The organism is Mycolicibacterium iranicum (assembly GCF_002101705.1).
GTDB classification, from domain to species: domain Bacteria; phylum Actinomycetota; class Actinomycetes; order Mycobacteriales; family Mycobacteriaceae; genus Mycobacterium; species Mycobacterium iranicum.
Genome location: NZ_LQPC01000029.1, coordinates 38,109 through 64,102 on the forward strand (window position 1 = coordinate 38,109; position 25,994 = coordinate 64,102).

A 25,994-nucleotide genomic window follows, 5' to 3' on the forward strand; every position below is an offset into this window, starting at 1 on the left:
GGGTGACGAATCGGTCCCGGAGCCGCCCTCAGCGCACGCTCGGTGGCCGTTAGCGCAGTCCGGTGCCACGGGCGACGGCGGTCTCGACCATCGTGGCGAGCAGTGTCGGATAGTCGACGCCGCTGGCCGCCCACATCCGCGGGTACATCGAAATGGTGGTGAACCCCGGCATCGTGTTGAGCTCGTTGATCACAGGACCGTCCTCGGTTAGGAAGAAGTCGACCCGCGCCAGGCCCTGGCAGTCGATGGCCTGGAACGCTCGGATCGACAATGCGCGGATCTCTTCGGCGACGGCGTCGTCCACCTTGGCGGGGACGTCGAGTTCGGCACCGTCGTCGAGATATTTCGTCTCGAAATCGTAGAACCCGTCCTCTCGTCCGCGCACCCCGGCGACACGGATCTCGCCGACCGTGCTCGCCTCGAGGTGGCCGTCGGGGAATTCCAGGACGCCGCACTCAAGCTCACGTCCAGGTACCGCGGCTTCGACGATCACCTTCGGATCGTGACGGCGGGCCAGTTCGATGGCCGAAGGCAGCTGGTCCCAGCGGGCGACACGGCTGACGCCGATCGACGAGCCGCCGCGGGCGGGTTTGACGAAAACCGGCAAGCCGAGGCGTTCGCGGTCTTCCAGCGACAGGGAGTCGTCACGGGGGCGCAGCACCACCTGATCGCCGATCGGCAGCCCCGCGGCGGCGAGCAGCTTCTTGGTGAACTCCTTGTCCATGCCGGCGGCGCTGGCCAGTACGCCGGCGCCGACGTAGGGCACGCCGGCGAGCTCGAGCAGGCCCTGGATCGTGCCGTCCTCGCCGTACGGGCCGTGCAGGACCGGGAAGACGACGTCGACGGCGGCGAGCACATCGCCGGCGGTCTTACCCAGGGACAGCAGTTGACCGCGGCGAGCCGGATCGGCGGCCAATGCCAGTTCGGTGCCGGATTCCCCGGTGACTCCGGGGAGCTTTCCGTCGGTGATCGCGAGCGTCTCCGGCCGTCCGTCGGTCAGCATCCACGAGCCGGTCGGCGTAATGCCGACGGCGGTCACCTCGAACCGTTCCGGATCGAGGTTGCGCAGTATGCTGCCTGCGGAAACGCAGGAGATCGCGTGTTCGGAGCTACGTCCGCCGTACACGACGGCGACGCGGATGCGGCCACTCACAACCTGGAGACGCTACCGTCTGAGGCGCTTCACCCCGGTCCGAGTGCCTGCCCGAGGTCGTTGAGCAGGTCGTCGGTGTCCTCGATGCCCATCGAGATCCGGGCGAATCCGGGCGCGACGGGGTCGCCCCACCGGGCTCGCCGGTCCACGGAGGTGTGAATGCCGCCGAAGCTGGTCGAGGCGACCAGCAGCTCGCTGCGGCGAACGAGGTCGTGGACCGCGGCCGCATCGGCGAGCTCGACAGAGACGATGCCACCGAAGCGGCGCATCTGGGCTGCGGCCACGGCATGAGACGGATCCTCGGGCAGACCCGGGTACCGGACCGCCCGCACGGCGGGATGAGAGCGCAGCATGAGGGCCGCGGCGGCGGCGTTCTGACATTGCCGCTCAAGCCGGAGCCCGGCAGTACCGAGGCTGCGCAACACCAGCCACGCCTCGAATGCACCGAGGATGGGCCCGGCGAGTAGTCGCTCCCGTTCCACGCGGTCCATCAGTTCCGCATGGCTGCCCGCGACGTAACCGGCCAGCAGATCGCTGTGTCCGGACAGCGCCTTGGTGGCACTGGCCACGACCAGGTCGGCGCCCAGCGACAAGGGTTGCTGCCCCAGCGGGGACGCGGTGGTGTTGTCGACGACCAGAAGCGTGCGCTGTGATCGGCAGATCATTGCGAGCCGATGGAGGTCCACCACGTCCAGCGACGGATTGGACGGGGTCTCGGCCAGCACCACATCCGCGCCGCGGGCCGCATCGCACATCTCGTCGCACCGCGCCTCCGCGACGGTGACACCGCGACCGGCCAGGAATTCACCGGCGTAGGCGCGCACCTGGTAGTAGCCGTCGGCGGGAACGACGAGAGTGTGCCCGGGCAGGGCGACCACCCGCAGAACGGCAGTCAGCGCGGCCATTCCGGATCCGAAAGTCAGCGCGGCAGAAGCACCTTCGAGCTGAGCCAGCGCGGCCTCCAATTGCCGCCATGTGGGGTTGGACCTGCGGCCGTAGCTGTCGAGGCCGTCATCCTCATCGGGGGGAAGATGGTAGGCGGAGGCCGGTACGGGCGGAGGCGAGACAGGCCCGCCCGGAATGGGTTCGGACGAAACGGCTTTGACGCTGCGCGTGGAATCACCGTAGGTGCCCGCCATATATCACTCCGGCTTGGTCGAGCGGCCCAGGAGCAGGGCCACTGCCTCGTCGACCGACAAACCCCTGTGACACACGCGATGCACTGCTTCGGTCAGTGGCATCTCTACGTCGTAGCTCGACGCCAGCGCCAACACCGATCGACACGAGGTGACCCCTTCGGCCACATGCCCGCCGGTCGCATCGAGGGCCGCCTGCATCGTTCCGCCCTTGCCCAACCGTTCGCCGAAGGACCGGTTCCGGGAATGCGGTGAGGTGCAGGTTGCGACCAAGTCCCCGATTCCGGCGAGTCCGGCCAACGTGGCGGGCTTGGCTCCCAAAGCAATTCCCAGCCTCATGATTTCCGCCAGCCCCCTGGTGATGATCGCGGCGGCGGTGTTCTCCCCCAGCCCGACGCCGGCGGCCATGCCGCTTGCGAGCGCGATCACGTTCTTGCAGGCGCCGCCGACTTCGGCGCCGATGACGTCTGCGTTGGTGTAGGGCCGGAAGTAACCGGTGGCCAGCGCGCGCTGCAGCGCCACCGCGCGACCGGAGTCGCTGCAGGCGACGACGGTGGCTGCGGGCTGTTCTTGACCGATCTCACTGGCCAGATTGGGGCCGGTGACCACTGCTATCCGGGCCGGGTCGGCACCGGTGACCTGCGCGATGACCTGGCTCATCCGCATCAGGGAGTCCAGTTCGATGCCTTTGGCAAGGCTCACCAGCGTGGTGTCGGGGCCGATGTGGCCCTTCCACTGCTCCAGGTTCGCCCGAAGCGTCTGAGACGGGACCGCGAGCAGCACCGTGCATGCGTCCGACAGCGCTTCGGCGTAGTCGCTGGTGGCGCGGATCGATTCCGGCAGCGCAACGCCCAGGTAGTTCGCATTGCGATGAGATGCGTTGATCTCGTCGGCGAGTTCGGGTCGCCGAACCCACAGCGTGACGTTGTTACCGGCGTCCGCCAACACTTTGGCCAACGCTGTGCCCCACGCTCCGGCACCCATCACCGCCGCCTCAACCACGACTTCAGCGTAGCCGGGAATAATGGGCTGGCAGGATGACGCTCGTGACCGGCATGAGGAACTCCCATCCGGACGCCGACATTGCACTGGTGATCGCCGTCAAACGGCTCACCGCCGCCAAGACGCGGCTGGCTCCGGTTCTTTCGGCGCCGGCGCGCGGGGACGTCGTCCTGGCCATGCTCGTGGACACGATCACAGCGGCGCTGGCGGTTCCGGTATTGCGCTCGGTGTTGGTGGTCACCCCCGACGACGTGGCCGCGACTGCGGCGCGCCGGCTGGGCGCGCAGGCGCTGGCTGATCCGACACCGGCAGGCCACCCCGACCCCCTCAACAACGCCCTGACCGCCGCCGAGGCAGCCGCCCGCCGAGAGAGCCCCAATATCGTTGTGTTGCAAGGGGATCTACCGGCACTCAAACCGGCGGAGCTCGCCGAGGCGATCGAGGCGGCGCGGGCTCATCCCCGTAGCTTCGTCGCCGACCAGCAGCGCACCGGCACGGCCGCCCTGTTCTCGTTCGGCGTGGCGCTCGATCCGCGCTTCGGCGCAGGCTCCGCCCAACGCCATCGGCAGTCCGGCGCCGTCGAATTGACAGGTGCCTGGCCGGGCCTGCGGTCTGACATCGACACCCCCGAAGACCTCGCCGCGGCGCGCGCACTGGGCATCGGCCCGGCGACCGCGCAGGCCGTCGCCCGTGCCGGATGAATTCGCTTACCGCTTGCCTGACTCGGTGGCATGAGCACCAGCGGATAAGGAATCATCGGACGCATGACCGAAGCCCAGACCCGACCTGATCAGACGGAGTCGTCAGAAGCCGCGAGCGCGCCGACGACGGGATCTGCGGATTCGGCGCCGGAAGCGCCCCCGGCCGCGACGTCCCCCGCCGTCGAGAACCCGCTTCCCGAAAAGCGCTATCTCAACCGCGAGCTGAGTTGGCTGGACTTCAACGCCCGCGTCCTCGCGCTCGCCGCCGACCCCTCGCTGCCGCTGCTGGAGCGCGCGAAGTTCCTGGCAATCTTTGCGTCCAACCTCGACGAGTTCTACATGGTCCGCGTCGCCGGCCTCAAGCGGCGTGACGAGATGGGGCTTTCCGTTCGTTCGGCGGACGGCTTGTCTCCGCGCGAACAGCTCCGCCGGATCAGCGAGCGCACACAGCAGATCGCCAGCAGGCACGCCACAGTGTTCCTCGATTCGGTGCGCCCCGCACTGGCCGACGAAGGCATCATCATCGTCACGTGGGCCGAACTCGACGACGCAGAACGCGGGCGGCTGTCGACCTATTTCCACGAGCAGGTCTTCCCGGTTCTGACGCCGCTGGCCGTCGACCCAGCACACCCCTTCCCGTTCGTGAGCGGCCTGAGCCTCAATCTCGCCATCACCGTCAAACATCCCGATGACGGCGGTCAGCATTTCGCGCGAATCAAGGTGCCCGACAACGTCGACCGGTTCGTCGAACTCAGCGCACGCGACGCCTCCCCGGGTGTGGTCCGGTTCCTCCCGATGGAGGAGTTGATCGCCGCGTTCCTGCCGGTGCTGTTCCCCGGCCTGGAAATCGTGGAGCACCACGCCTTCCGGATCACCCGTAACGCCGACTTCGAGGTCGAGGAGGACCGCGACGAGGATCTGCTGCAGGCGCTCGAGCGCGAGCTGGCCCGCAGGCGTTTCGGTTCGCCGGTGCGGCTCGAAGTCTCCAACGACATGACCGAGAGCATGCTCGAGCTGCTGCTGCGCGAACTCGATGTCGCGCCCGGCGACGTCATCGAAGTGCCGGGACTACTGGACCTCTCGTCGCTGTGGCAGATCTACGGCGTGGATCGACCGGCGCTCAAGGATCCGCCCTTCGTGCCCGCGACCCCTTCGGCGTTCGGCGAGCGAGAGACCCCCAAAAGCATCTTTGCGGCGCTGCGCGACGGCGACGTCCTGGTTCACCACCCCTACGACTCCTTCTCCACGACAGTGCAGCGCTTCATCGAGCAGGCCGCGGCCGATCCCAATGTGCTGGCGATCAAGCAGACGCTCTACCGCACCTCGGGCGATTCGCCGATCGTCAACGCCCTCATCGATGCTGCCGAGGCGGGCAAGCAGGTGGTGGCGCTCGTCGAGATCAAGGCGCGATTCGATGAACAGGCCAACATCAAGTGGGCGCGTGCGCTGGAACAGGCGGGCGTGCACGTGGTTTACGGCCTGATCGGATTGAAGACACATTGCAAGACATGTCTTGTGGTGCGGCGCGAAGGTTCGACGATCCGGCGGTACTGCCACATCGGCACCGGCAACTACAACCCGAAAACCGCGCGGCTCTATGAAGATGTCGGCCTGCTCACTGCCGCCCCCGACATCGGCGCGGACCTCACCGATCTCTTCAATTCGCTGACCGGGTACTCCCGCAAGGAGTCCTACCGCAACCTGCTGGTCGCGCCGTACGGCGTCCGTCGCGGCATCATCGAACGGATCGAACGCGAGATCGCCGCGACCCGGGACGGCGCGGACGGCCGGATTCGTTTGAAGGCCAACGCTTTGGTCGACGAGCAGGTCATCGATGCGCTCTACCGCGCGTCCCAGGCCGGCGTGCGCGTCGAGGTCGTGGTCCGCGGCATCTGCGCGCTACTCCCGGGAGATCCGGCCTTCTCCGAGAACATCGTGGTCCGGTCGATCCTCGGCCGATTTCTTGAGCATTCACGGATCATTCATTTCCGTGCCATCGACGAATACTGGATCGGCAGCGCCGACATGATGCATCGTAATCTCGACCGGCGCGTGGAAGTGATGGCGCAGGTTAAGGATCCACGATTGACCGCAGAACTGAATGACATCTTCGATTCGGCGGTCGATCCCAGCACCCGTTGCTGGGAACTTAGCCCCGACGGCCACTGGACGGCGCGCCCCCAGGAGGGACACACCGTGCGTGATCACCAGATGTCGCTGATGGAACGCCACCGGCATCACTGACCGCGGCGATGCGCCACGGGGCCAGGATTGAGAGCCCGCGGATCTTCTGGACCCCCGTAGACACGCAGGAGTTGAGGTGCCGAAGGAGAAAGACCGGATGCAGCTGTGGTGAAGAAGTCTCCGATCCTGGCCGCCGGCGCGGTCCTGTGGCGTCCGCAGGACGGCACGGGCGAACCAGAGGTCGCGATCATTCATCGTCCACGCTATGACGACTGGTCTCTGCCCAAGGGCAAGCTCGACGACGGCGAGACCGAGGCCGTCGCGGCCGTCCGGGAAATCGAGGAGGAGACCGGATTTCGGTCACACCTCGGTCGGCGGCTGCCCTCGGTCGCGTATCCGGTCGACAACGGCGTCAAGAGGGTGCGGTACTGGGCGGCTCGCGTTGTCGGCGGAGAATTCTCCGCCAACGACGAAGTCGACGAACTCAAATGGCTCCCGCCGAAGCAGGCGATGTCCGAGCTGATCTACCCTCACGACCGCAAGGTCCTCCGCCGATTCCTCAAGCTTCCCGCCGAGAGCCGAACAGTTCTCATCGTTCGGCACGGCACCGCGGGTGACAAAAAGAGGTATCGCGGTGACGACCGAAAACGGCCGCTGGACAAGCGCGGCCGCGCCCAGGCCGAGTCACTGGTCGGTCAGCTGCTCGCCTTCGGCGCCAGGGACTTGTTCGCGGCCGATCGAACGCGCTGCCATCAGACCTTGGAGCCGCTCGCCGAGGAACTGGGCGCCACGATCCACAACGAGCCGACGCTGACGGAGGAGGCTTACGCCGAGGACCGCAAGGCCGCGCGCCAGCGGATTCTCGAGATTGCCGACACCGCGCAGATGCCGGTGATCTGTACTCAGGGAAAGGTGATTCCGGACCTGATCGACTGGTGGTGCGAACGAGACGGGGTGCGGCCGGACAAGTCCCGCAACCGCAAAGGCAGCACCTGGGTGATGTCACTGGCCGGTGGCAAGTTGCTCGCCGCCGACCACATCGACAGCCCGCTACCGCCGAAGAAGTGACGCCGCAATTGAATTCAAGTTAGGGCCACGCCCACACGAAAACGCCGCGGATCTCTGGGGATCCGCGGCGTAATCGTTGGAGCGTGACTACTTGCGTCCGCGCTTGGCCGGAGCCTTCTTGGCGGACGCCTTCTTGGCGGGCGCAGCCTTCTTGGCGGGAGCCTTGGTCGCGGCCTTCTTGGCCGGAGCCTTCTTGGCGGGCGCAGCCTTCTTGGCAGCAGGCGCCTTCTTGGCCGGAGCCTTCTTGGCAGCGGGTGCCTTCTTGGCGGGAGCGGCCTTCTTCACTGCGGCCTTCTTGGCCGGAGCCTTGGTCGCAGCCTTCTTGGCAGCAGGTGCCTTCTTGGCGGGAGCGGCCTTCTTCACTGCGGCCTTCTTGGCCGGAGCCTTCTTGGCAGCTGCCTTGCGGGCGGTGCTCGCCGCGGCGACGCCGCGCTTGACTGCGGGGCCGTCGGCCGGAAGCTTCTGCGCGCCAGCCACAACGGCCTTGAACTGAGCGCCGGGGCGGAATGCCGGAACGGAGGTGGGCTTAACCTTCACCGTTTCGCCAGTGCGCGGATTGCGGGCCACACGGGCCGCGCGGCGACGCTGCTCGAAAACACCGAAGCCGGTGATGGTGACGCTCTCACCCTTGTGCACCGCGCGGACGATGGTGTCAACGACGTTCTCCACCGCGGCGGTCGCTTGCCGACGATCCGAGCCCAATTTCTCCGTGAGTACGTCGATGAGCTCTGCTTTATTCATGCAAAACCTCCGAAACCAGTGGCCCTCCTTGGGCCGACTAGTGCACACGGTAAACCTTTTGCCTGCTGATTTCCAAGAGCCACGCGCAATTTCAGGCCCGCACAGCGAATATTTTTCAATCCGGTTGGCCCCCTTACCCTCCTGGGAGAGCCCGCGAAAAGGGGGTTACAGGCGCGGGATTTCAGAGATTTCGACCGCGAATCACGCGGGCAGAGTGCGCGGTTTCCACCGCGGCCGACGACCCTCGAATTCTTCAATCTCAGGGAGTTTCCGCAGCGTAAGGCCTATATCGTCGAGCCCTTCGAGGAGGCGCCACGCGGTGTAGTCGTCAATCGTGAACGGCACCATCATGGTTCCGGCGGTGATCGACCGATCTTGAAGATTTACAGTGATTTCCGTCCCGGGGTGCTGCTCGATCAGCTTCCACAACAATTCCACATCATCTTGTGAAACTTCGGCCGCCAGCAGACCGGCCTTGCCGGCGTTGCCCCGGAAGATATCGGCGAATCGGGGCGAGATCACTACCCGGAATCCGAAGTCCATCAGTGCCCAGACCGCATGCTCGCGTGACGACCCGGTGCCGAAATCAGCCCCGGCGACCAAGACCGAGCCCTTGTCGAAGGGCGCCAGATTGAGGACGAAAGACGGATCGGTGCGCCACGCGGCGAACAGCCCGTCCTCGAATCCCGTTCGTGTGACCCGCTTCAGGTACACCGCCGGGATGATCTGATCAGTGTCGACGTTCGATCGGCGCAGGGGCACGCCGATCCCGGTGTGGGTGCGGAAGGCTTCCATATCTGCAATCTCCTGTCGGGTTCAGTGGCTTGTCTCGGCGAGGTCGGCCGGCGATGCGAGCCTGCCGCGGACGGCGGTGGCGGCGGCGACTGCCGGTGACACCAAATGCGTACGACCACCCTTGCCTTGCCTGCCCTCGAAATTGCGGTTGGACGTCGATGCGCAACGCTGCCCAGGAGAGAGCTGGTCGGGGTTCATTCCGAGACACATCGAGCAGCCGGCCTGACGCCATTCCGCTCCTGCGGCAGTGAAGATCTCACCGAGGCCCTCAGATTCGGCCTGCGCGCGCACCCGCATCGATCCGGGGACAACAAGCATCCGCACGCCTTCGGCGACCTTGCGGCCGCGCAGCACATCGGCGACGACACGCAGATCCTCGATCCGGCCGTTGGTGCATGAGCCGACGAACACCGTGTCGACCGAAACATCACGCATCGGGGTGCCGGCGCGAAGGTCCATGTAGGTCAATGCCTTTTCGGCGGCAAGCCGCTCAGCCTCGTCGAAGATCAGCTCCGGGTCGGGCACGGAGCCCGACAGCGGCACGCCCTGGCCGGGGTTGGTTCCCCAGGTGACGAAGGGGCTCAGCGTCGAGGCGTCGATGTAGACCTCGGTGTCGAAGGTGGCTCCCTCGTCGGTGCGGAGTTGACGCCAGGCCTCGACAGCGGCGTCCCAATCTGCGCCCTGCGGTGCGTGCGGACGCCCTTTGAGGAACTCGAACGTCGTCTCGTCGGGAGCGACCATGCCGGCTCGCGCCCCGGCCTCGATGCTCATGTTGCAGACCGTCATCCGACCTTCCATCGACAGCGATTCGATGGCGCTGCCGCGGTATTCGATGACGTGTCCCTGCCCGCCACCGGTTCCGATCTTCGCGATGACGGCGAGGATGATGTCCTTGGCGCTGACGCCGGGCGGAAGTTCACCGTCCACGTTGACGGCCATCGTCTTGAAGGGTTTGAGCGGCAGCGTCTGGGTGGCCATCACGTGTTCGACCTCAGATGTGCCGATGCCCATGGCGATCGACCCGAAGGCGCCGTGCGTCGAGGTATGGCTGTCGCCACAGACTATGGTCATCCCCGGCTGGGTCAACCCCAGCTGCGGCCCGATGATGTGGACGATGCCCTGCTCGGTGTCGCCCATCGGGTGCAGTCTGATGCCGAATTCCTCACAGTTGCGGCGCAGTGTCTCCACCTGCGTGCGCGAGACGGGGTCTGCGATCGGCTGGTCGATGTCGATCGTCGGCACGTTGTGGTCCTCGGTGGCGATCGTCAGGTCGGGCCTGCGCACCGTCCGTCCGGCCAATCGCAATCCGTCGAAAGCCTGCGGGCTGGTGACCTCGTGGACGAGATGGAGGTCGATGTAGATCAGGTCGGGCTGGCGCGCGGCGCCCTCACCGGTTCCGGGGACGACGACGTGGTCGTCCCAGACTTTCTCGGCAAGAGTGCGGGGCTTGTTCGCGATGGCCATCTTGACTATCTCACAATCTGGGAAGCTAGTATCTCCTTGTGAGACAGGATAGCGGCATCGGCGTTCTGGACAAAGCGGTCACCGTGTTGCATGCGGTAGCCGAGTCCCCATGCGGGCTGGCTGATCTCTGCGAACGGACGGGCCTGCCGCGGGCCACGGCGCACCGCCTGGCGGTAGGGCTCGAGGTGCATCGGTTTCTGGCCAGGGAGGCCGACGGGCAGTGGCGCCTCGGCCCGGCGCTCACCGAACTGGCCGGACAAGTCAACGATCCGCTGCTGTCGGCCGGCACTGTGGTGCTGCCCCGCCTGCGCGAACTGACGGGCGAGAGCGTGCAGCTCTACCGCAGGGAAGGCACCACGCGCATCTGCATCGCGGCACTGGAACCCCCTGCCGGACTTCGCGATACGGTTCCCGTCGGCACTCGCCTGCCGATGACGGCAGGATCAGGGGCCAAGGTTCTGCTCGCCTATGCCGACGCGGCCACCCAACAGGCAGTGCTCCCCGGCGCCTCGTTCACCGACCGCACGCTCGCCGAGGTTCGCAAGCGCGGCTGGGCCCAGAGCGCCGCCGAACGCGAGCCGGGCGTGGCCAGCGTCTCCGCTCCGGTGCGCGACGGCAGGGGTTCGGTGATCGCCGCGGTGTCGGTGTCCGGGCCGATCGACCGAATGGGCCGGCGGCCCGGAGCGCGCTGGGCCGCCGACCTCGTCGCGGCCGCCGACGCGCTGACGCGCCGGCTCTGAGACCCGGCCAGGGCACCGTCGCCGCTCGGCCCGTGACGACAAAAAAACTCCGGGCCCTCGGTGAGGCCCGGAGTCTGGTTGTACCCCCGATGGGATTCGAACCCACGCTACCGCCGTGAGAGGGCGGCGTCCTAGGCCGCTAGACGACGGGGGCTAGAACTACTTTCCGGTTGGTCAGCATAGCTCAGGCACGAATGCTGACCTAATCGCTGCCGTTGGCTGGGGTACCAGGACTCGAACCTAGAATGGCTGAACCAGAATCAGCTGTGTTGCCAATTACACCATACCCCATTGGCTGCCTGTAACCGCTGGTCACAAGCCGTTTTTCGGCCCTGCTCGCCTCAGCTCGATCGTCTCGAGCCGGTGCGAACTTACTCGCGAGCCGACGAGCAGACTACCAAAGATTTCGGGCTGCTTTTTCCACGGCTGCCCTCTCACGCCTCCGAAGTCGCGGCCGCTGCCGCGTGATCGCGCCCAGCCCGCAGCCGGTCCAGGCTGCGGTCGCGGCCGAGCAGTTCGAGCGACTCGAACAACGGGGGGCTCACCGTCGATCCCGTGGCAGCGACGCGCACCGGGCCGAACGCCTTCCGCGGCTTCAGTTCCAGGCCGTCGATGAGCGCCGTCTTGAGCGCGTCCTCGATCTGCGAGGTGCTCCACTCTGCGATGTCCTCCAGCGCCGCCACCGCGGCCGTGAGCACCGGAACCGCCTCGGGGCGCAATTCCTTGCCCGCCGATTTCTCGTCGAGGGCGAAAGAGGAGTCGTTGAAGAACTTGAGCAGGTCCCACGCATCACCGAGCACGACGATGCGCGTCTGCACCAGCGCCGCGGCCGCGGCGAACTGCGCGTCGTCGAGGCCGGTTCGATGGCCGTGCGTCGCGAAGTACTCTGCCAGCCGCCGGGTGAACTCGGCCTCGTCGAGCATCCGGATGTGCTCGGCGTTGAGCGCGTCGGCCTTCTTCTGGTCGAAACGGGCCGGATTGGAGTTGACGTTGGCGACGTCAAAGGACGCGACCATCTCGTCGAGGCTGAAGATGTCCCTGTCATCGGCGATCGACCATCCCAGCAGTGCAAGGTAGTTCAGCAGCCCCTCGGGGATGAACCCCCGGTCGCGGTGCAGGAACAGATTGGACTGCGGATCACGCTTCGACAGCTTCTTGTTGCCGTCACCGAGGACAGGGGGCAGGTGCGCGAACTGCGGTGTCATCTCGGCCACACCGATGCGAATCAGGGCCGCGTACAGGGCGAGCTGCCGCGGCGTCGACGGCAACAAATCCTCACCGCGCAGCACGTGGGTGATCTTCATCAGTGCGTCGTCGACCGGATTGACCAACGTGTACAAAGGATCTCCGCTGCCGCGGGTCAGCGCGAAATCGGGCACCGATCCAGCCGGGAACGTCGTCTCGCCGCGGACGAGATCCACCCAGGTCAGGTCCGTGTCGGGCATACGGAGACGCACCACGGGCTGGCGACCCTCGGCCCGGAAGGCGGCGCGCTGCTCGTCGGTCAGGTCGCGGTCGAAATTGTCGTACCCCAGCTTCGGGTTGCGGCCCGCCGCGACATGACGCGCTTCCACCTCCTGCGCCGTCGAGAAGGCCTCGTAGGCCTCCCCCGCCGCCAGCAGACGCTCGATCACATCGGCGTAGATTTCGCGGCGCAGCGATTGGCGGTACGGGCCGTAGGGACCTCCGACTTCCGGCCCCTCGTCCCAGTCCATGCCGAGCCACCGCAACGCGTCGAGGAGTGCAAGGTAGCTCTCCTCGCTGTCGCGCTGGGCGTCGGTGTCCTCGATCCGAAACACGAATGCGCCGCCGGTGTGTCGCGCATACGCCCAGTTGAACAGCGCGGTACGGATCAGCCCGACGTGCGGGGTGCCGGTCGGCGACGGGCAGAACCTGACGCGCACAGCCGACGCGCTCATGACTTGCCCTTGCGCACAACGGGATTGGTCAACGTGCCGATTCCCTCGACGGTGATCGCCACGGTGTCACCGTGTTCGAGCGGGCCCACGCCTTCGGGGGTGCCCGTCAAGATGAGGTCGCCGGGGAGCAGCGTCATCACAGCTGAGATCCATTCGACGATCGCGCCGATGTCATGAATCATCAGCGAGGTGCGGCTGCGCTGCTTGATCTCTCCGTTGACCTCCGTGCGGATCTCCAGGTCCGCCGGATCCACATCGGTGACGATCCACGGGCCGACGGGACAGAACGTGTCGTGCCCCTTCGCCCTCATCCACTGGCCGTCTTTCTTCTGCTGATCGCGCGCAGATACGTCGTTGGCGATCGTGTAGCCGAGGATGTTCTCCGCCGCACGCGACGCCGGAACGTCCTTGCACGGACGTCCGATCACGGCCGCCAGCTCGCCTTCGAAGTGCACCGGGTTGGCGTCGGCCGGCAATTGGATCGGAATGCCGGGCCCGATGATCGCCGTGTTGGGCTTGAGGAAGATGATCGGATCTTCGAAGGTGCCGCCACCCATCTCTTCGATGTGCGCGGCGTAGTTCTTGCCCATGCACACCACTTTGCTCGCCAGGATCGGTGCGAGAAGGCGGACATCTGCCAGCGGCCACTGCCTACCGGTGAACGTCGGGGTTCCGAATGGGTGCTCGGCGATCTCGCGGGCGATCGCCTCGGCCGGATCGTCGGGCGGGCCTTCGATAGCGACGAAGGCGACTCCATCTGGACTGGCGATTCGACCGAGACGCATGGGGTTCAGCCTAGTGCCCGCACTGCCCGCCGCGGTGACCGCGGCTGCGCCAGCAAGCATGTCTCATTATTTGGGAATTATGTTCGGCATATTGGGACAGCTATGGAAGCATGGCGGGGTGGCCGCCACCCAGATCAGTCCGTTGAGGCGCTGGTCGATGCTGGCGATCGGGCTGTTGGCAACGCTGTGCGCCAACGTGTTCATCAACGGTGTGGCGTTCCTCATCCCGACGTTGCACGCCGAGCGCGACCTCGACCTCGCCGCGTCAGCCTTGATGTCCTCGCTGCCCAGCCTGGGGATGGTGGTGACGCTGATCGCCTGGGGCTACGTCGTCGACCGGGTCGGGGAACGTCTCGTGCTCGTGCTCGGATCAGCGTTGACCGCGGCGGCGGCGTTCGCTGCCGCCGCGGCGGATTCACTACTCCTCACCGGCGTGTTCCTGTTCGTCGGCGGCATGGCAGCCGCGAGCAGCAACACCGCCAGCGGCCGGCTCGTGGTCGGCTGGTTCGACGCCGAGCGACGCGGACTGGTGATGGGAATCCGCCAGACCGCCCAACCGCTCGGCGTCGGGGTCGGCGCACTGGTAATCCCGCGCATCGCCGAGTTCGGCGGTGTGACAGGCGCTCTGCTCTTTCCGGCCGCCGTGTGCGCGGCCTCGGCACTTCTCTGCGCCGTCGCGGTGATCGACCCGCCCCGGCCTGCGCGTGCGGAGGCCACCGACACCGACCTGGCCAATCCGTACCGCCGATCGGCGATGCTATGGCGGATCCACCTCACGTCTGTCCTGCTGGTCATCCCACAGGTATTCGTCTGGACGTTCACGTTGGTGTGGTTGATCTCCGAGCACCGGTGGTCTCCCCAATCGGCCGGCGTCCTCGTGATGTCGGCCCAGATCCTCGGTGCCGCCGGTCGTATCGCCGCGGGACGGTGGTCGGATTTCTACCTCACCCGTTCCGGTGACGTCGTCGCGTCCCGGCTGCGCCCGATCCGCATCATCGCAGTGGCGGCTGCGGTAGCGATGGCGTTGCTCGCCGTCACGGACTGGTTCGACTCCCCGCTCAGCATCGCCGTGATGATCGCCGCGTCGGTGATCACGGTGTCCGACAACGGGTTGGCGTTCACGCTGATCGCCGAGTACTCCGGGCCGTTCTGGAGCGGACGCGCAATGGGCACGCAGAATACGAGCCAGCTTTTCGCGCAGGGCGTCGCTCCGCCGCTGTTCGGCGGTTTGATTGCAATGGCGGGTTATCCGGTGGCGTTTGCGGTCTGCGCACTCTTCCCACTGTTGGCCATTCCGGCCGTGCCGCTGACGGTCGACCCGGATCCCTAGCCTCTGCCGGCCGATTCGGTGCGCGGCAGCTCGAGCAGCGACGCGGTCAGAAAGCACAGGGCGCCGACGAACGTGCCGAGGTTGGCGAGCACCTCATCTTCAGTCACACCATTGGTGCGGATGAAGGCCGCGACAGCGGAAACCCCGAACGCCACACAGCCGATCAGGTTGACGGCTCCGGCAAGCCAGTCGCGGGACCGGAGCTCGAGAAGCCCGGTGACGGCGGTGACCGCCATCATCGCGAGCGCACCGCTGACGAGGAAGAACACCGACCCGGTCACGTCGGGAACCCAGACGTAGCGCCGCTCCTCGTTCACGGCGTGCGCCCACACGGCAGCGCCCGTGCTGACGTTGAACAACAGCGTCCCCGCGAATTGCACTGCAGCCGAATACCATTCGAAGCGCTTCGTCCGCTCGGACAGGACGAGCTGCATCCACGCCGCCGTCGTGAAGAACCATGAACCCGCGAAACACAGCAGAGTCGCTGTGCCGGCACCGGCCCAGGCGGGGAAGCCAGGTGCGGTGGCGAGCGCGAAGAGAGTCGAGCCGACCGCGAACAACCAGCACTGCCGCGTCAGGGACGCGAGCGCCGCGATGACTACAGCTTCCCGAGAATCCGCTCGCCGACCTGCACAGTCGACAGCTTTGTGTCGCCCCGGGTGGCGAGGTGCTCGGCGACCGCCCTGTCCACCCGTGCCGCCGCGTCGAACTCAGCCATGTGCGCCAACAGCAGCGACACCGACATGATCGCGGCGGTCGGATCGGCGATGCCTTGGCCCGCAATGTCGGGGGCGCTGCCGTGCACCGGCTCGAACATCGACGGATTCGTCAGCGTGGCATCGATGTTGCCGCTGGCCGCCAGTCCGATGCCGCCGCACACGGCGGCGGCGAGATCGGTGATGATGTCCCCGAACAGGTTGTCGGTCACGATGACGTCGAACCGGCCCGGGTCGGTGACCATGTGGATGGTCGCTGCATCGACGTGCTGGTAGGCGATCTCGACGTCCGGGTATTCGGCACCGACCGCCTGAACCGTGCGCCACCACAGCGAACCGGCATTGGTCAGCACATTGTTCTTGTGCACCAGAGTCAGATGCTTGCGCCGCTGCAACGCCCTGCCGAATGCGTCCTGCACCACGCGGCGCACGCCGTAGGCCGTGTTAACGCTGACCTCGGTGGCGATTTCGTGCGGCGTGCCGACGCGGATCGCGCCGCCATTGCCGGTGTAAGGCCCCTCGGTACCCTCACGGACGACAACGAAATCGATCTCCGGATTGCCGGCGAGCGGGCTCTGGACCCCCCGATACAGCCGACCGGGACGCAGATTGATGTGGTGGTCGAGTTCGAACCGGATGCGCAGCAACAAGCCCCGCTCCAGCAGCCCGCTGGGCACCGACGGATCACCAATGGCACCGAGCAGGATCGCGTCGTAACCCTTCAACTCCTCGAGCACCGAGTCCGGGAGCACCTCACCGGTCTTGTGATATTGGCGGGCGCCGAGGTCGTATTCGTTCTTCTCGACACCCGGCAGGACGGCGTCGAGCACCTTCAGCGCTTCGCCGATGACTTCGGGTCCTATGCCGTCACCGGCGATGACTGCGAGTTTCATGAGAGGTCAACCAATTCCAGGGTCAGGGCATTGACATCGCGACCGATCGCGGCGAGCACGTCCTGGGGTACCTCGCGGTCCAGCCGCAGCATGATTGTCGCGCCCTCGCCGTCGGCGTCCTGGCTCAGCTGCGCGGCGAGGATGTTGACAGCCGCGCCGCCGAGGAGAGTGCCGATCTTGCCCAGTGCGCCCGGCTGATCGTCGTAATTGATGATGAGGTTGACGCCCTCGGCACGCAGATCCAGGTTGCGGCCGTTGATCTGGACGATCTTCTCCACCAGTTGCGGACCCGACAGCGTGCCGGAGACGTTGACCGTGGAACCGTCGGCCGCCACCGCTCGGACGTCGACGACGCTGCGGTGATTGGGGCTCTCGGACTCGCTGTCGATCGAGGCCTCGACGCCGCGCTCGGCCGCCAGCGCCGGCGCGTTGACGAACGTCACCTGATCTTCGATGACGGCGGAGAAGAGGCCGCGAAGTGCCGAAAGGCGCAGCACCTCCACCTCTTCGGAGGCCAGCTCACCGCGGACCTGCACACAGAGATTGGTGGGCAGCTCCGCAGACAGTGCTCCGACGAGCAGCCCGAGCTTGCGCACCAGGTCGAGCCAGGGCGCCACTTCCTCGCCCACGACGCCGCCACCCACGTTGACCGCGTCGGGCACGAACTCCCCTGCCAGCGCGAGTTTCACGCTCGCGGCAACATCGGTTCCGGCACGGTCCTGAGCCTCGGCGGTCGAGGCGCCCAGATGCGGTGTGACGACGACCTGGGGCAGCTCGAAGAGCGGGCTGTCGGTGCACGGCTCGGTGGAGAAGACGTCCAGACCTGCGCCGCGCACATGGCCGCTGGTGATTGCGTCCGCAAGCGCGGCCTCGTCGATCAGGCCACCACGGGCGGCGTTGACGATGATGACGCCCGGCTTGGTCTTGGCCAGCGCCTCCTTGCCGATGAGGCCGGCGGTCTCCTTGGTTTTGGGCAGGTGCACCGAGATGAAGTCCGCGCGGCCGAGGAGCTCATCGAGCGTCAGCAGCTCGATACCCAGCTGGGCGGCGCGTGCGTGGGAGACGTAGGGGTCATACGCGGTGATGTGGGCACCGAAGGCGGCCAGCCGCTGAGCGACCAGCTGGCCGATGCGGCCCAGGCCTACCACGCCGACCGTCTTGCCGAAGATCTCGGTACCCGAGAACGAGGACCTCTTCCAGGTGTGCTCACGCAGCGTGGCGTCGGCCGCAGGGATCTGACGGGCCGTGGACAACAGCAGCGCCAGCGCATGCTCGGCCGCGCTGTGGATGTTCGACGTGGGTGCGTTGACCACCAGAACGCCGCGCGCAGTGGCGGCGTCGACATCGACGTTGTCCAGCCCGACGCCTGCGCGCGCCACGATCTTGAGCTTCGGAGCCGCGGCGAGCACCTCGGCGTCGACTGTCGTGGCTGAGCGCACGAGCAGCGCATCGGCGTCGACCACCGCGGCGAGCAGCTTTTCTCGGTCCGGGCCGTCGACCCAGCGCACCTCCACCTGGTCGCCCAGGGCTTCCACCGTCGATTGGGCCAGCTTGTCGGCGATCAGTACAACAGGAAGACTCACGAGGCCTCAGCCTAATGGGCTCTAATGGCCACGTGGAATTGACCGTCGTAGGAAGTGGACCCAACGGGTTGTCGGCCGCAGTGATCTGCGCCCGAGCAGGTGTTTCGGTGCGTGTCATCGAGGCGCAGCCCACCTTCGGTGGCGGGGCGCGAACCCTGCCGGACCCGGAGTTCGCCGGGGTTTCCCACGACATTTGCTCGGCGGTTCACCCCCTGGCGCTGGCTTCGCCGTTCTTTGCCGCCTTCGACCTGCGGGCGCGAGGTGTGGAGCTGACGGTCCCGGAGATCTCGTACGCGAACCCGCTCCCGGGCGGCCGGTCGGCGATCGGCTACCGCGACCTCGAGCGCACGTGCGACGAGCTCACCGACGGCGAGTCCTGGCGCAGGCTGTTGGGGCCGCTCGCGGCTGACTGCGACGGCGTCGTCGGGCTGCTCTTGGGCGACAAACGCTCGATCCCGCCCAGCATCCCCGCGGCGCTGCGGGTGGCTCCGCGGTTGCTGGCGCAGGGCAGCCCGGCATGGGGCACCCTCAAAGGCGAGGATGCCCGCGCCCTCTTCACTGGAGTTGCGGCGCATACGATTTCGCGTATGCCGTCGCTGGTGTCCGCAGGCGCGGGCACCATGCTGGCCACGCTGGCGCACGCGGTCGGCTGGCCCATCCCCGTCGGGGGCTCGCAGGCGATCCCGGACGCGCTGGCGGCCGACCTGCGCGCCCACGGTGGCGAATTGGTGTGCGGCGAGGAAGTGACAACGCCGCCCTCGGGCGTGGTTCTCTATGACATCGCTCCGACGGCGTTGTTGCGCATCTACGGCGACCGATTGCCGGCCCGCTACGCGAAAACCCTGCGCCGCTATCGCTACGGCCCCGGCGTGGCGAAGGTCGACTTCGTGCTGTCCGACGAAATCCCCTGGCGTGACGCACGTTTGGCGCAGGCACCGACCCTGCATCTCGGTGGGGATCGAAAGACGATGGCCTTCGCCGAGGACGAGATCGCACAAGGCCGCCACCCTGACTGGCCGATGGTGCTCGCCGCACTCCCCCACCTCGCCGATCCGACCCGCGTGGACGCGCAAGGACGGCGCCCGCTGTGGACCTACGCCCATGTTCCCGCGGGGTCGACGGTGGACATGTCCGAGACCGTCATCGGACTCTTCGAACGCTTCGCCCCTGGCTTCCGGGACATCGTGGTGGGCGTGCGCAGCGTGCCCGCCGCCCGGTTGTCGGACCACAACGCCAACCTCGTCGGCGGTGACATCGGCGTCGGCGGCAACAACATGTTCAGCGCGCTGACGGGGCCGGCGCTGCGGTGGAATCCGTGGGCCACCCCGATCCCGAAGGCCTACCTGTGCTCCTCGGCGACGCCGCCCGGCGGCGGAGTCCACGGGATGGCCGGCTTCTACGCTGCCCGCACAGTGCTCAAGCGGGAATTCGGAATCAAGGATCTGCCACCGCTCTTTCCCTGATTCGGCCCTGAACCGCCACGTAGGCTGCCCGTATGACGAAACTGGCGGTCATCTACTACTCGGCAACAGGACACGGCACAGCGATGGCGACACGCGTCGCCTCGGCAGCAGAGGACGCGGGGGCTGAGGTGCGGGTGCGCCACATCGCGGAGACGCGTGACCCCGAGTCGTTCGCGAGCAATTCGGCGTGGACGGCCAATTACGAAGCGACCAAGGATCTTCCGGCTGCCACGGGAGACGACATCGTGTGGGCGGACGCGGTGATTTTCGGCTCCCCCACCCGATTCGGCAACACCGCCTCGCAGTTCCGCAACTTCATCGACTCCCTGGGCGGGCTGTGGGCCAAAGGCCAGCTGGCGGACAAGGTTTACGCGGGCTTCACGTCCTCACAGACCGCGCACGGCGGCCAGGAGACCACGCTGCTCACCCTCTATATCTCCCTCATGCATTTCGGCGGCATCATCGTGGCGCCCGGCTACACCGACGGTGTGAAGTTCGCCGACGGAAACCCCTACGGCGTCGGCCATGTCACCGGATCCGAGAATCGCAACGAACTCGACGACGCGACGCTGGCGGCCCTCGACCACTTGGCCCGGCGCGTCGTCAGCGTGGCCGACCGCCTCGATTAGGCGGGATCGCCACCGCGCGGCAGGGTGCGCATCGCGGTGCGGATCGCCAGATAGATGAACGTCGACGTCACCAGAAAAATGGGCCACCCCATGGCGATCCGCGCCACCGCCAGCATGCCTTCCTGGTCGGTGTCGTACAGGTAGAACTGCACCGCGAACCGCGTCGCCGACACCGCGGCCATCATCAGCGTGACGAGGTCGAACGCCATCCGAACTCGCCTGGTTCGCCGCCAGGTGTCGTCGCGGTCCGTCATCCAGGCCCAGACCACACCGATCAGCGGGCGCCCCACCACCACTGACGCCGTGAAAACGACAGACATCGCGAGATACATCCAGATGCCTGGCAGATAGAAGTCTTTGGCCTGCCCGGTGACCAGGGCGAAGCCCGCGCCGACCGCGATGCCCGCGAAACCGAAGAGTGCCGGCCGGGTCGACTCATGCCGCACCAGCTGCCATGTGAGCACGAGCGCCCCGACGCCCACGGCCGCGATGAGCGCCGGCGTCAAACCAGCGATCGCATTGAGCGCCGCGAAGACAATCACCGGAAGGGCCGAATACACCAGCCCGCGAATGCCGCCCGCACGCGCCAGCAGAGCGTCGCCCGGCGTATTAGTGCCCGTCATGAAATCCGAGCGTACCGGCCCCGCGGAATAGAATTCCCGGTCGTGAATCGCGGCGCGATCACGACCGGGAATGCTATTCCGGCGAAAGTGCTAGGCGGTCTCGGTGATCGGCCGGTCGACCCAACTCATCAGGTCGCGCAGCTTCTTGCCGGTGACCTCGATGGGGTGCTCGGCGTTCTGCTTGCGCAGGCCCTCGAGCTCCTTGTTGCCGCCCTCGACGTTGGCGACCAAGCGCTTCACGAAGGTGCCGTCCTGAATCTCGGTCAGGATCTGCTTCATCCGCTTCTTGGTGTCGGCGTCGATGACACGCGGACCCGACAGGTAGCCGCCGAACTCCGCGGTGTCGGACACCGAGTAGTTCATCCGCGCGATGCCGCCCTCGTACATCAGGTCGACGATCAGCTTGAGCTCGTGCAGCACCTCGAAGTAGGCGAGCTCGGGCGCGTAGCCCGCCTCGACCATGGTGTCGAACCCGGCCTTGACCAGCTCCTCGGTGCCACCGCACAGCACGGCCTGCTCACCGAACAGGTCGGTCTCGGTCTCGTCCTTGAAGGTCGTCTTGATGACGCCGGCGCGGGCGCCGCCGATGCCCTTCGCGTACGACAGCACCAGGGCCAGACCCTCACCCTTGGGGTCCTGCTCAACGGCGACCAGGCAGGGCACGCCCTTGCCGTCGACGAACTGGCGGCGCACCAGGTGGCCGGGCCCCTTGGGGGCGACCATGCCGACGGTGACGTTGGCGGGCGGCTTGATGAGACCGAAGTGGATGTTGAGGCCGTGCCCGAAGAGCAGCGCGTCGCCGTCGTTGAGATTGGGCTCGATGTCGTTGGTGAAGATTTCGGCCTGGGCGGTGTCGGGCGCGAGCACCATGATCACGTCGGCCCACTTGGCCACCGCGGCGGGAGTGTCGACCTCGAGGCCCTGCTCCTCGACCTTCTCGCGTGACTTCGAACCCTCCTTGAGGCCTACCTTCACCTGTACGCCCGAGTCGCGCAGGCTAAGCGAGTGCGCGTGGCCCTGGCTGCCGTAGCCGATGACGCCGACTTTGCGACCCTGGATTACCGACAGGTCCGCGTCGTCGTCATAAAACATCTCAACTGCCATCTTCGTGAAACTTCCTTCTTCTGTTTGCTTTTCGATTACCGAGCTTTTCGATGACCGAGCTCTTCGGCTTACTACTTGGTGCTGATCCCGCGCGGTCCGCGAGACAGCGACACCACACCGGACTGGACGATCTCGCGGATACCGTAAGGCTCGAGAACACGCAGCAGCGCCTCGATCTTTTCAGGTGTGCCAGTCGCCTCGACGGTCAGTGACTCGGTGGAGACGTCGACGACCTTGGCGCGGAAGAGGTTGACCGCCTCGATGACCTGGCCACGGGTGGTGGCATCGGTGCGGACCTTGATCAGCGCGAGTTCACGGGAGACGGAATTCTCCTCGTCCTGCTCGACGATCTTGATCACGTTGATCAGCTTGTTCAGCTGCTTGGTGATCTGCTCCAGCGGGGACTCCTCGACATCGACCACGATGGTCATCCGCGAGAGGTCCTTGTGTTCGGTGGCTCCGACGGCCAGCGACTGGATGTTGTATCCGCGCCGGGAGAACAGTGACGCCACGCGGGCGAGGACGCCGGGTTTGTCCTCGACGAGCACCGACAGGGTGTGCGTGGTGGCCATTAGGCGTGTCCCTCTTCGTTGTCGAACAGCGGACGGATACCGCGTGCCGCTTGAATTTCATCATTGCTGGTGCCTGCGGCCACCATCGGCCACACCTGGGCATCGGCGCCGACCACGAACTCGATCACCACGGGACGGTCGTTGATGGCGCGCGCCTGCGCGATGACGTCGGCGACGTCTTCAGCACGCTCGCAACGCAATCCGACGCATCCCAGCGCCTCCGACAGCTTCACGAAGTCGGGGATGCGACGGGTGTGCGTGGCCAGATCCGTTTGGCTGTATCGCTCTTCGTAGAACAGCGTCTGCCACTGCCGGACCATGCCCAGGTTGCCGTTGTTTATCAGTGCGACCTTGATCGGCACACCCTCGATGGCGCAGGTCGCCAGCTCCTGGTTGGTCATCTGGAAGCAGCCGTCGCCGTCGATGGCCCACACCTCGGCCTCAGGACGACCCATCTTGGCGCCTAGCGCGGCGGGCACCGCGAAGCCCATCGTGCCGAGGCCACCGGAGTTCAGCCACGTCTTCGGCTTCTCGTAGGAGATGAACTGCGCCGCCCACATCTGGTGCTGCCCGACACCGGCGACGTACACCGCGTCCGGGCCGGCGATCTTGCCCAGCGTCTCGATCACGTACTCCGGGCTCAGGCTGCCGTCGCTCTGCGGTCCGTAGCTCAGTGGATACGTCGACTGGATGCCGCGCAGGTACTCCCGCCAGCCGTCGACATCGACGGTCGTACCATCGCGGCGCAACGCCTCGACCAGGTCGGTGATCACGTTCTTGACGTCGCCCACGATCGGCACGTCGGCGTGCCGGTTCTTGCCGATCTCAGCCGGATCGATGTCGGCGTGGATGACCTTGGCTTCCGGCGCGAACGAATCCAGCTTGCCCGTCACCCGGTCGTCGAACCGGGTACCCAGCGCGATCAGCAGGTCACTGCGCTGCAGCGCCGCCACCGCGGCCACGGTGCCGTGCATGCCGGGCATACCGAGGTTCTGCGGATGGCTGTCGGGGAACGCACCCCGCGCCATCAACGTGGTGACTACCGGAATGCCGGTCAGCTCGGCCAGCTCGAGCAGCTGCTCGGAAGCCTCGCCGCGGATGACACCGCCACCGACGTAGAGCACCGGCTTGCGCGCCTCCGCGATGAGCTTGGCGGCTTCGCGGATCTGCCGGTTGTGGGGCTTGGTGTTGGGCTTGTAGCCGGGCAGCTCGAACTGCGGCGGCCAGGCGAAGGTGCACTCGCCCTGCAGCACGTCCTTGGGGATGTCGACGAGCACCGGCCCGGGCCGGCCGCTCTGGGCGATGTGGAATGCCTCGGCGATGACGCGCGCGATGTCGTCGCCGTCGCGGACCAGGAAGTTGTGCTTGGTCACCGGCATCGTGATTCCGGAGATGTCGGCTTCCTGGAACGCGTCGGTGCCGATGAGGGACCGGCCGACCTGGCCGGTGATCGCCACCACCGGGATGGAGTCCATGTAGGCGTCGGCCAGGGGTGTCACCAGGTTGGTCGCTCCGGGACCCGAGGTCGCCATGCAGACCCCGACCCGACCAGTCGCATGGGCGTAGCCGCTGGCCGCGTGGCCGCCGCCCTGCTCGTGGCGCACCAGCACGTGGCGAAGCTTCTGCGAGTCGAACAGTGGGTCGTACACCGGCAGCACGGCGCCGCCGGGGATACCGAAGATGATGTCGACACCGAGCTCCTCGAGCGAGCGGATGACCGCTTGCGCACCGGTGAGTTGATGCGGGGCAACAGTATTCGGTTGGCGATCGGCTTGCGCCTGGGCCGTCGCGGAGTTGTGCTTCGCGGCGGTCGCTGTCCCGTTAGTCGGGGTCGCCGACTGCTCGGGCGGTCGCGTGGTGGGTGCGCTCACGGTGTCCTCTGGTCCTTCTCGGTTGGTGCGATCTTCTCAAATCGGTGCTGGGGCAACAAAAAACCCCCGTCAGCTCAGCGGCTGTACGAGGGTTGCGCGTCGATGCTGTTGTGCTATGCCCGAACGAGGGCTAGCGCGGCATCAACGCGCAACCCAATTACTACGAGCATGGTCTGCATAGCAGACGACGGTAGCCTCCGAACTGGGTGAAGGTCAAATCTCCGACCACGATGCCATGATGGCGACATGGGTAAACCCTCGGCACCGGAGTCGTCCCCCGTGGTCATCAGGATCTCGCCGATGGCGCATATTGCCGTCGGATTCCTCACGCTGGGGCTCTCGGCCCTCGTGTTCGCCAGGCCGCCCTGGTTTGTGGTGCTGCTGGTGATTCCGGTGATGCTCTCGATCGTGATCGCGCGCTACCGGACCCTCGCTGATCGGGAGGCCGTCACCGCGCGCACGTTGTTCGGTCGTCGGACGGTGCCGTGGGACGACATCGACGGACTTCGTTTCGGACGAAAGGCGTGGGCGGTGGCGCGGCGCCGTGACGGAAGCGAGTTCACGCTGCCCGCGGTGACGTTCTCGACGCTGCCGGTGTTGACCGAGGCCAGCGGCGGACGGGTGCCGAACCCGTATGAGCAGTAGGACCTAGCCGAGAGGGTTCGCGCCGTTGAGCAGGACCCAGATCGCCACGCCCGCACCGACACCGAGAATGAGTGCCGCGAACGAACCGACGAAAGGTCGCCGGGCCCATCCACGACCGGCGTCGAGGCCGTACTTGCCTGGCCCGACCAGGATGATCGCCGCCACCGCGAAGAGCAGGACGAGCTGGTATTCGTGGCCGTCGGTGAGAAATTCCGCAAGCCTGGCGTCGTTGTGCGCGATAGTGGCTTCCGCCAGCGTCGCGGTGACGAGGTAACCCAGCGCGCCTGCTGCCGCGATCGGCGTGAAGAGGCCGATCACCAACAGCACACCCGCGGCGATCTGGCCGCCCGCGGCCACATAGGACAGGATGTCGGCGTTGCGGAAGCCGACATCGGCCAGCTGGTCGCGGAAGCCTCCGAGGCCGGGACCACCCCACCAACCGAACACCTTCTGCAGGCCATGTCCGATCAGCAGCGCTCCGACGGCGACGCGCAGCAGCAGCAGTCCGAGATCCTGGGTGCCCCTGCGGTCGTCACCGACGCGGTCCGGATCCACTCCGACCTCGGTGGGCGCGGCCGGCGTCGCCCCGTATGCACCCGCGGCCAGGCCCGTGGTGGGCTGCACGTACGGCAGTGGTTCCGGGTCGTTGAGCAGCGCGAAGGGCTGCGGCTCGGCAGGCTTGGCGGAGTCGTACCGGGGAATCGCGGTGGTCTCGAAGTCGCCGCCGTAGTTCGAGGAGGGGAGATCGTCCTCGGGGTCCACCAGGCTCGCCGACGCGGGCCGGCCAGCCGAGTCGTCGGGCCGTTGCCAGGGGCGTGGGTCATGGGGACTGGTCACGACAGCCAGGGTAAGTGCAACTGCAGCCCTCGCCGGGAAT

At 66.6% G+C, this 25,994-nt stretch carries 24 protein-coding genes and 2 tRNA genes; 8 read left to right on the plus strand and 18 right to left on the minus strand.

The window, feature by feature from the left end:
* Positions 1 to 49 precede the first annotated feature (49 nt).
* The 3 genes from AWC12_RS12630 to AWC12_RS12640 are packed head-to-tail and all read right to left on the minus strand — an operon-like array spanning position 50 to position 3,291.
* Positions 50 to 1,153 carry a D-alanine--D-alanine ligase family protein gene (locus AWC12_RS12630; protein WP_024449125.1) on the minus strand — a complete coding sequence of 368 codons (1,104 nt, stop codon included), beginning with the start codon at positions 1,151 to 1,153 and terminating at the stop codon, positions 50 to 52.
* A gap of 29 nt (positions 1,154 to 1,182) precedes the next feature.
* Positions 1,183 to 2,292 (minus strand): cystathionine gamma-lyase, encoded by a 1,110-nt coding sequence (locus AWC12_RS12635; protein WP_024449124.1) that lies wholly within the window; start codon positions 2,290 to 2,292, stop codon positions 1,183 to 1,185.
* Positions 2,293 to 2,295: 3 nt separating this feature from the next.
* Entirely contained in the window at positions 2,296 to 3,291 is a 996-nt protein-coding gene (locus tag AWC12_RS12640; RefSeq protein WP_024449123.1) for an NAD(P)H-dependent glycerol-3-phosphate dehydrogenase, read from the minus strand.
* Positions 3,292 to 3,344: 53 nt separating this feature from the next.
* On the opposite strand from AWC12_RS12640, the gene cofC reads away from it, so the two are divergent.
* The 3 genes from cofC to mutT1 all read left to right on the plus strand — a co-directional run bounded on the left by cofC (position 3,345) and on the right by mutT1 (position 7,244).
* Complete coding sequence (cofC, locus tag AWC12_RS12645) at positions 3,345 to 3,992, plus strand: 2-phospho-L-lactate guanylyltransferase (protein ID WP_024449122.1); 648 nt, start codon at positions 3,345 to 3,347, stop codon at positions 3,990 to 3,992.
* A 63-nt stretch (positions 3,993 to 4,055) separates the two neighbouring features.
* The gene (locus AWC12_RS12650; protein ID WP_024449121.1) at positions 4,056 to 6,236 is read left to right on the plus strand and encodes an RNA degradosome polyphosphate kinase; all 2,181 of its coding nucleotides are present in this window, start codon (positions 4,056 to 4,058) and stop codon (positions 6,234 to 6,236) included.
* A 105-nt stretch (positions 6,237 to 6,341) separates the two neighbouring features.
* Positions 6,342 to 7,244, plus strand: a complete 903-nt coding sequence (mutT1, locus tag AWC12_RS12655; protein WP_085174688.1) for an 8-oxo-(d)GTP phosphatase MutT1 — start codon at positions 6,342 to 6,344, stop codon at positions 7,242 to 7,244.
* Positions 7,245 to 7,331: 87 nt separating this feature from the next.
* Here mutT1 and AWC12_RS12660 read toward each other — a convergent pair whose 3' ends face one another.
* The 3 genes from AWC12_RS12660 to leuC form a co-directional block, all read right to left on the minus strand.
* On the minus strand, positions 7,332 to 7,985 hold the full coding sequence (locus AWC12_RS12660; RefSeq protein ID WP_024449119.1) for an HU family DNA-binding protein: 654 nt from the start codon (positions 7,983 to 7,985) through the stop codon (positions 7,332 to 7,334).
* A 201-nt stretch (positions 7,986 to 8,186) separates the two neighbouring features.
* Positions 8,187 to 8,780, minus strand: coding sequence for a 3-isopropylmalate dehydratase small subunit (leuD, locus tag AWC12_RS12665; RefSeq protein WP_085174690.1), 594 nt, complete (start codon positions 8,778 to 8,780; stop codon positions 8,187 to 8,189).
* A 21-nt stretch (positions 8,781 to 8,801) separates the two neighbouring features.
* Positions 8,802 to 10,244 (minus strand): 3-isopropylmalate dehydratase large subunit, encoded by a 1,443-nt coding sequence (gene leuC, locus AWC12_RS12670; RefSeq protein WP_085174692.1) that lies wholly within the window; start codon positions 10,242 to 10,244, stop codon positions 8,802 to 8,804.
* Positions 10,245 to 10,282: 38 nt separating this feature from the next.
* Here leuC and AWC12_RS12675 point away from each other — a divergent pair, with 38 nt between their 5' ends.
* A complete protein-coding gene (locus AWC12_RS12675; protein WP_085174694.1) occupies positions 10,283 to 10,984 on the plus strand; it encodes an IclR family transcriptional regulator in 702 nt (233 codons plus the stop codon).
* Between the two features lie 81 nt (positions 10,985 to 11,065).
* Here the strand turns inward: AWC12_RS12675 and AWC12_RS12680 are convergent.
* From AWC12_RS12680 to AWC12_RS12695, 4 genes are all read right to left on the minus strand, one after another.
* A tRNA-Glu gene (locus AWC12_RS12680) sits at positions 11,066 to 11,138 on the minus strand.
* A gap of 62 nt (positions 11,139 to 11,200) precedes the next feature.
* Positions 11,201 to 11,275, minus strand: a tRNA-Gln gene (locus AWC12_RS12685).
* 143 nt (positions 11,276 to 11,418) lie between these two features.
* Complete coding sequence (gltX, locus tag AWC12_RS12690; RefSeq protein WP_085174696.1) at positions 11,419 to 12,903, minus strand: glutamate--tRNA ligase; 1,485 nt, start codon at positions 12,901 to 12,903, stop codon at positions 11,419 to 11,421.
* Entirely contained in the window at positions 12,900 to 13,688 is a 789-nt protein-coding gene (locus AWC12_RS12695) for a fumarylacetoacetate hydrolase family protein (RefSeq protein WP_024449114.1), read from the minus strand. Before AWC12_RS12695 ends, gltX begins: the two co-directional genes overlap by 4 nt.
* 118 nt (positions 13,689 to 13,806) lie before the next feature.
* Between AWC12_RS12695 and AWC12_RS12700 the strand changes: the two genes are divergently transcribed.
* Positions 13,807 to 15,018: an MFS transporter gene (locus AWC12_RS12700; protein ID WP_085174698.1), complete on the plus strand. Its 1,212-nt coding sequence runs from the start codon at positions 13,807 to 13,809 to the stop codon at positions 15,016 to 15,018.
* Here AWC12_RS12700 and AWC12_RS12705 read toward each other — a convergent pair.
* The 3 genes from AWC12_RS12705 to serA are packed head-to-tail and all read right to left on the minus strand — an operon-like array spanning position 15,015 to position 18,210.
* The gene (locus tag AWC12_RS12705) at positions 15,015 to 15,578 is read right to left on the minus strand and encodes a YrhK family protein (protein WP_207576426.1); all 564 of its coding nucleotides are present in this window, start codon (positions 15,576 to 15,578) and stop codon (positions 15,015 to 15,017) included. The two genes, AWC12_RS12700 and AWC12_RS12705, sit on opposite strands and share 4 nt — an antisense overlap.
* A gap of 38 nt (positions 15,579 to 15,616) precedes the next feature.
* Positions 15,617 to 16,627, minus strand: coding sequence for a 3-isopropylmalate dehydrogenase (locus tag AWC12_RS12710; protein WP_085174702.1), 1,011 nt, complete (start codon positions 16,625 to 16,627; stop codon positions 15,617 to 15,619).
* Complete coding sequence (serA, locus tag AWC12_RS12715; protein ID WP_085174704.1) at positions 16,624 to 18,210, minus strand: phosphoglycerate dehydrogenase; 1,587 nt, start codon at positions 18,208 to 18,210, stop codon at positions 16,624 to 16,626. Before serA ends, AWC12_RS12710 begins: the two co-directional genes overlap by 4 nt.
* A gap of 32 nt (positions 18,211 to 18,242) precedes the next feature.
* Here serA and AWC12_RS12720 point away from each other — a divergent pair, with 32 nt between their 5' ends.
* Complete coding sequence (locus AWC12_RS12720) at positions 18,243 to 19,673, plus strand: phytoene desaturase family protein (protein WP_207576427.1); 1,431 nt, start codon at positions 18,243 to 18,245, stop codon at positions 19,671 to 19,673.
* Positions 19,674 to 19,705: 32 nt separating this feature from the next.
* Positions 19,706 to 20,302, plus strand: a complete 597-nt coding sequence (gene wrbA, locus AWC12_RS12725; RefSeq protein ID WP_024449108.1) for an NAD(P)H:quinone oxidoreductase — start codon at positions 19,706 to 19,708, stop codon at positions 20,300 to 20,302.
* Here wrbA and AWC12_RS12730 read toward each other — a convergent pair.
* The 4 genes from AWC12_RS12730 to AWC12_RS12745 all read right to left on the minus strand — a co-directional run bounded on the left by AWC12_RS12730 (position 20,299) and on the right by AWC12_RS12745 (position 24,472).
* Positions 20,299 to 20,925 carry a DUF3159 domain-containing protein gene (locus tag AWC12_RS12730; protein WP_085174708.1) on the minus strand — a complete coding sequence of 209 codons (627 nt, stop codon included), beginning with the start codon at positions 20,923 to 20,925 and terminating at the stop codon, positions 20,299 to 20,301. The genes wrbA and AWC12_RS12730 overlap by 4 nt on opposite strands.
* 90 nt (positions 20,926 to 21,015) lie before the next feature.
* Positions 21,016 to 22,017, minus strand: a complete 1,002-nt coding sequence (gene ilvC, locus AWC12_RS12735) for a ketol-acid reductoisomerase (protein WP_200865017.1) — start codon at positions 22,015 to 22,017, stop codon at positions 21,016 to 21,018.
* 83 nt (positions 22,018 to 22,100) lie between these two features.
* Positions 22,101 to 22,601, minus strand: a complete 501-nt coding sequence (gene ilvN / locus AWC12_RS12740) for an acetolactate synthase small subunit (RefSeq protein ID WP_085174710.1) — start codon at positions 22,599 to 22,601, stop codon at positions 22,101 to 22,103.
* Positions 22,601 to 24,472 carry an acetolactate synthase large subunit gene (locus AWC12_RS12745; RefSeq protein ID WP_024447861.1) on the minus strand — a complete coding sequence of 624 codons (1,872 nt, stop codon included), beginning with the start codon at positions 24,470 to 24,472 and terminating at the stop codon, positions 22,601 to 22,603. The genes ilvN and AWC12_RS12745 overlap by 1 nt, the downstream gene beginning before the upstream one ends.
* Positions 24,473 to 24,718: 246 nt before the next feature.
* Between AWC12_RS12745 and AWC12_RS12750 the strand changes: the two genes are divergently transcribed.
* Positions 24,719 to 25,117, plus strand: coding sequence for a PH domain-containing protein (locus tag AWC12_RS12750; protein ID WP_207576428.1), 399 nt, complete (start codon positions 24,719 to 24,721; stop codon positions 25,115 to 25,117).
* Between the two features lie 3 nt (positions 25,118 to 25,120).
* On the opposite strand, the gene AWC12_RS12755 is transcribed toward AWC12_RS12750, so the two are convergent.
* On the minus strand, positions 25,121 to 25,954 hold the full coding sequence (locus AWC12_RS12755; protein WP_207576429.1) for a DoxX family protein: 834 nt from the start codon (positions 25,952 to 25,954) through the stop codon (positions 25,121 to 25,123).
* Positions 25,955 to 25,994: the final 40 nt, after the last annotated feature.

What these genes read in the sequence shown, in the direction of transcription:
- AWC12_RS12635 (WP_024449124.1), bottom strand. Translation starts at nt 2,292, where the DNA reads ATGGCGGGCACCTACGGTGATTCCACGCGCAGCGTCAAAGCCGTTTCG.
- cofC (WP_024449122.1), top strand. Translation starts at nt 3,345, where the DNA reads ATGAGGAACTCCCATCCGGACGCCGACATTGCACTGGTGATCGCCGTC.
- AWC12_RS12650 (WP_024449121.1), top strand. Translation starts at nt 4,056, where the DNA reads ATGACCGAAGCCCAGACCCGACCTGATCAGACGGAGTCGTCAGAAGCC.
- AWC12_RS12660 (WP_024449119.1), bottom strand. Translation starts at nt 7,985, where the DNA reads ATGAATAAAGCAGAGCTCATCGACGTACTCACGGAGAAATTGGGCTCG.
- leuD (WP_085174690.1), bottom strand. Translation starts at nt 8,780, where the DNA reads ATGGAAGCCTTCCGCACCCACACCGGGATCGGCGTGCCCCTGCGCCGA.
- leuC (WP_085174692.1), bottom strand. Translation starts at nt 10,244, where the DNA reads ATGGCCATCGCGAACAAGCCCCGCACTCTTGCCGAGAAAGTCTGGGAC.
- gltX (WP_085174696.1), bottom strand. Translation starts at nt 12,903, where the DNA reads ATGAGCGCGTCGGCTGTGCGCGTCAGGTTCTGCCCGTCGCCGACCGGC.
- AWC12_RS12695 (WP_024449114.1), bottom strand. Translation starts at nt 13,688, where the DNA reads ATGCGTCTCGGTCGAATCGCCAGTCCAGATGGAGTCGCCTTCGTCGCT.
- AWC12_RS12710 (WP_085174702.1), bottom strand. Translation starts at nt 16,627, where the DNA reads ATGAAACTCGCAGTCATCGCCGGTGACGGCATAGGACCCGAAGTCATC.
- wrbA (WP_024449108.1), top strand. Translation starts at nt 19,706, where the DNA reads ATGACGAAACTGGCGGTCATCTACTACTCGGCAACAGGACACGGCACA.
- AWC12_RS12730 (WP_085174708.1), bottom strand. Translation starts at nt 20,925, where the DNA reads ATGACGGGCACTAATACGCCGGGCGACGCTCTGCTGGCGCGTGCGGGC.
- ilvC (WP_200865017.1), bottom strand. Translation starts at nt 22,017, where the DNA reads ATGTTTTATGACGACGACGCGGACCTGTCGGTAATCCAGGGTCGCAAA.
- ilvN (WP_085174710.1), bottom strand. Translation starts at nt 22,601, where the DNA reads ATGGCCACCACGCACACCCTGTCGGTGCTCGTCGAGGACAAACCCGGC.
- AWC12_RS12750 (WP_207576428.1), top strand. Translation starts at nt 24,719, where the DNA reads ATGGGTAAACCCTCGGCACCGGAGTCGTCCCCCGTGGTCATCAGGATC.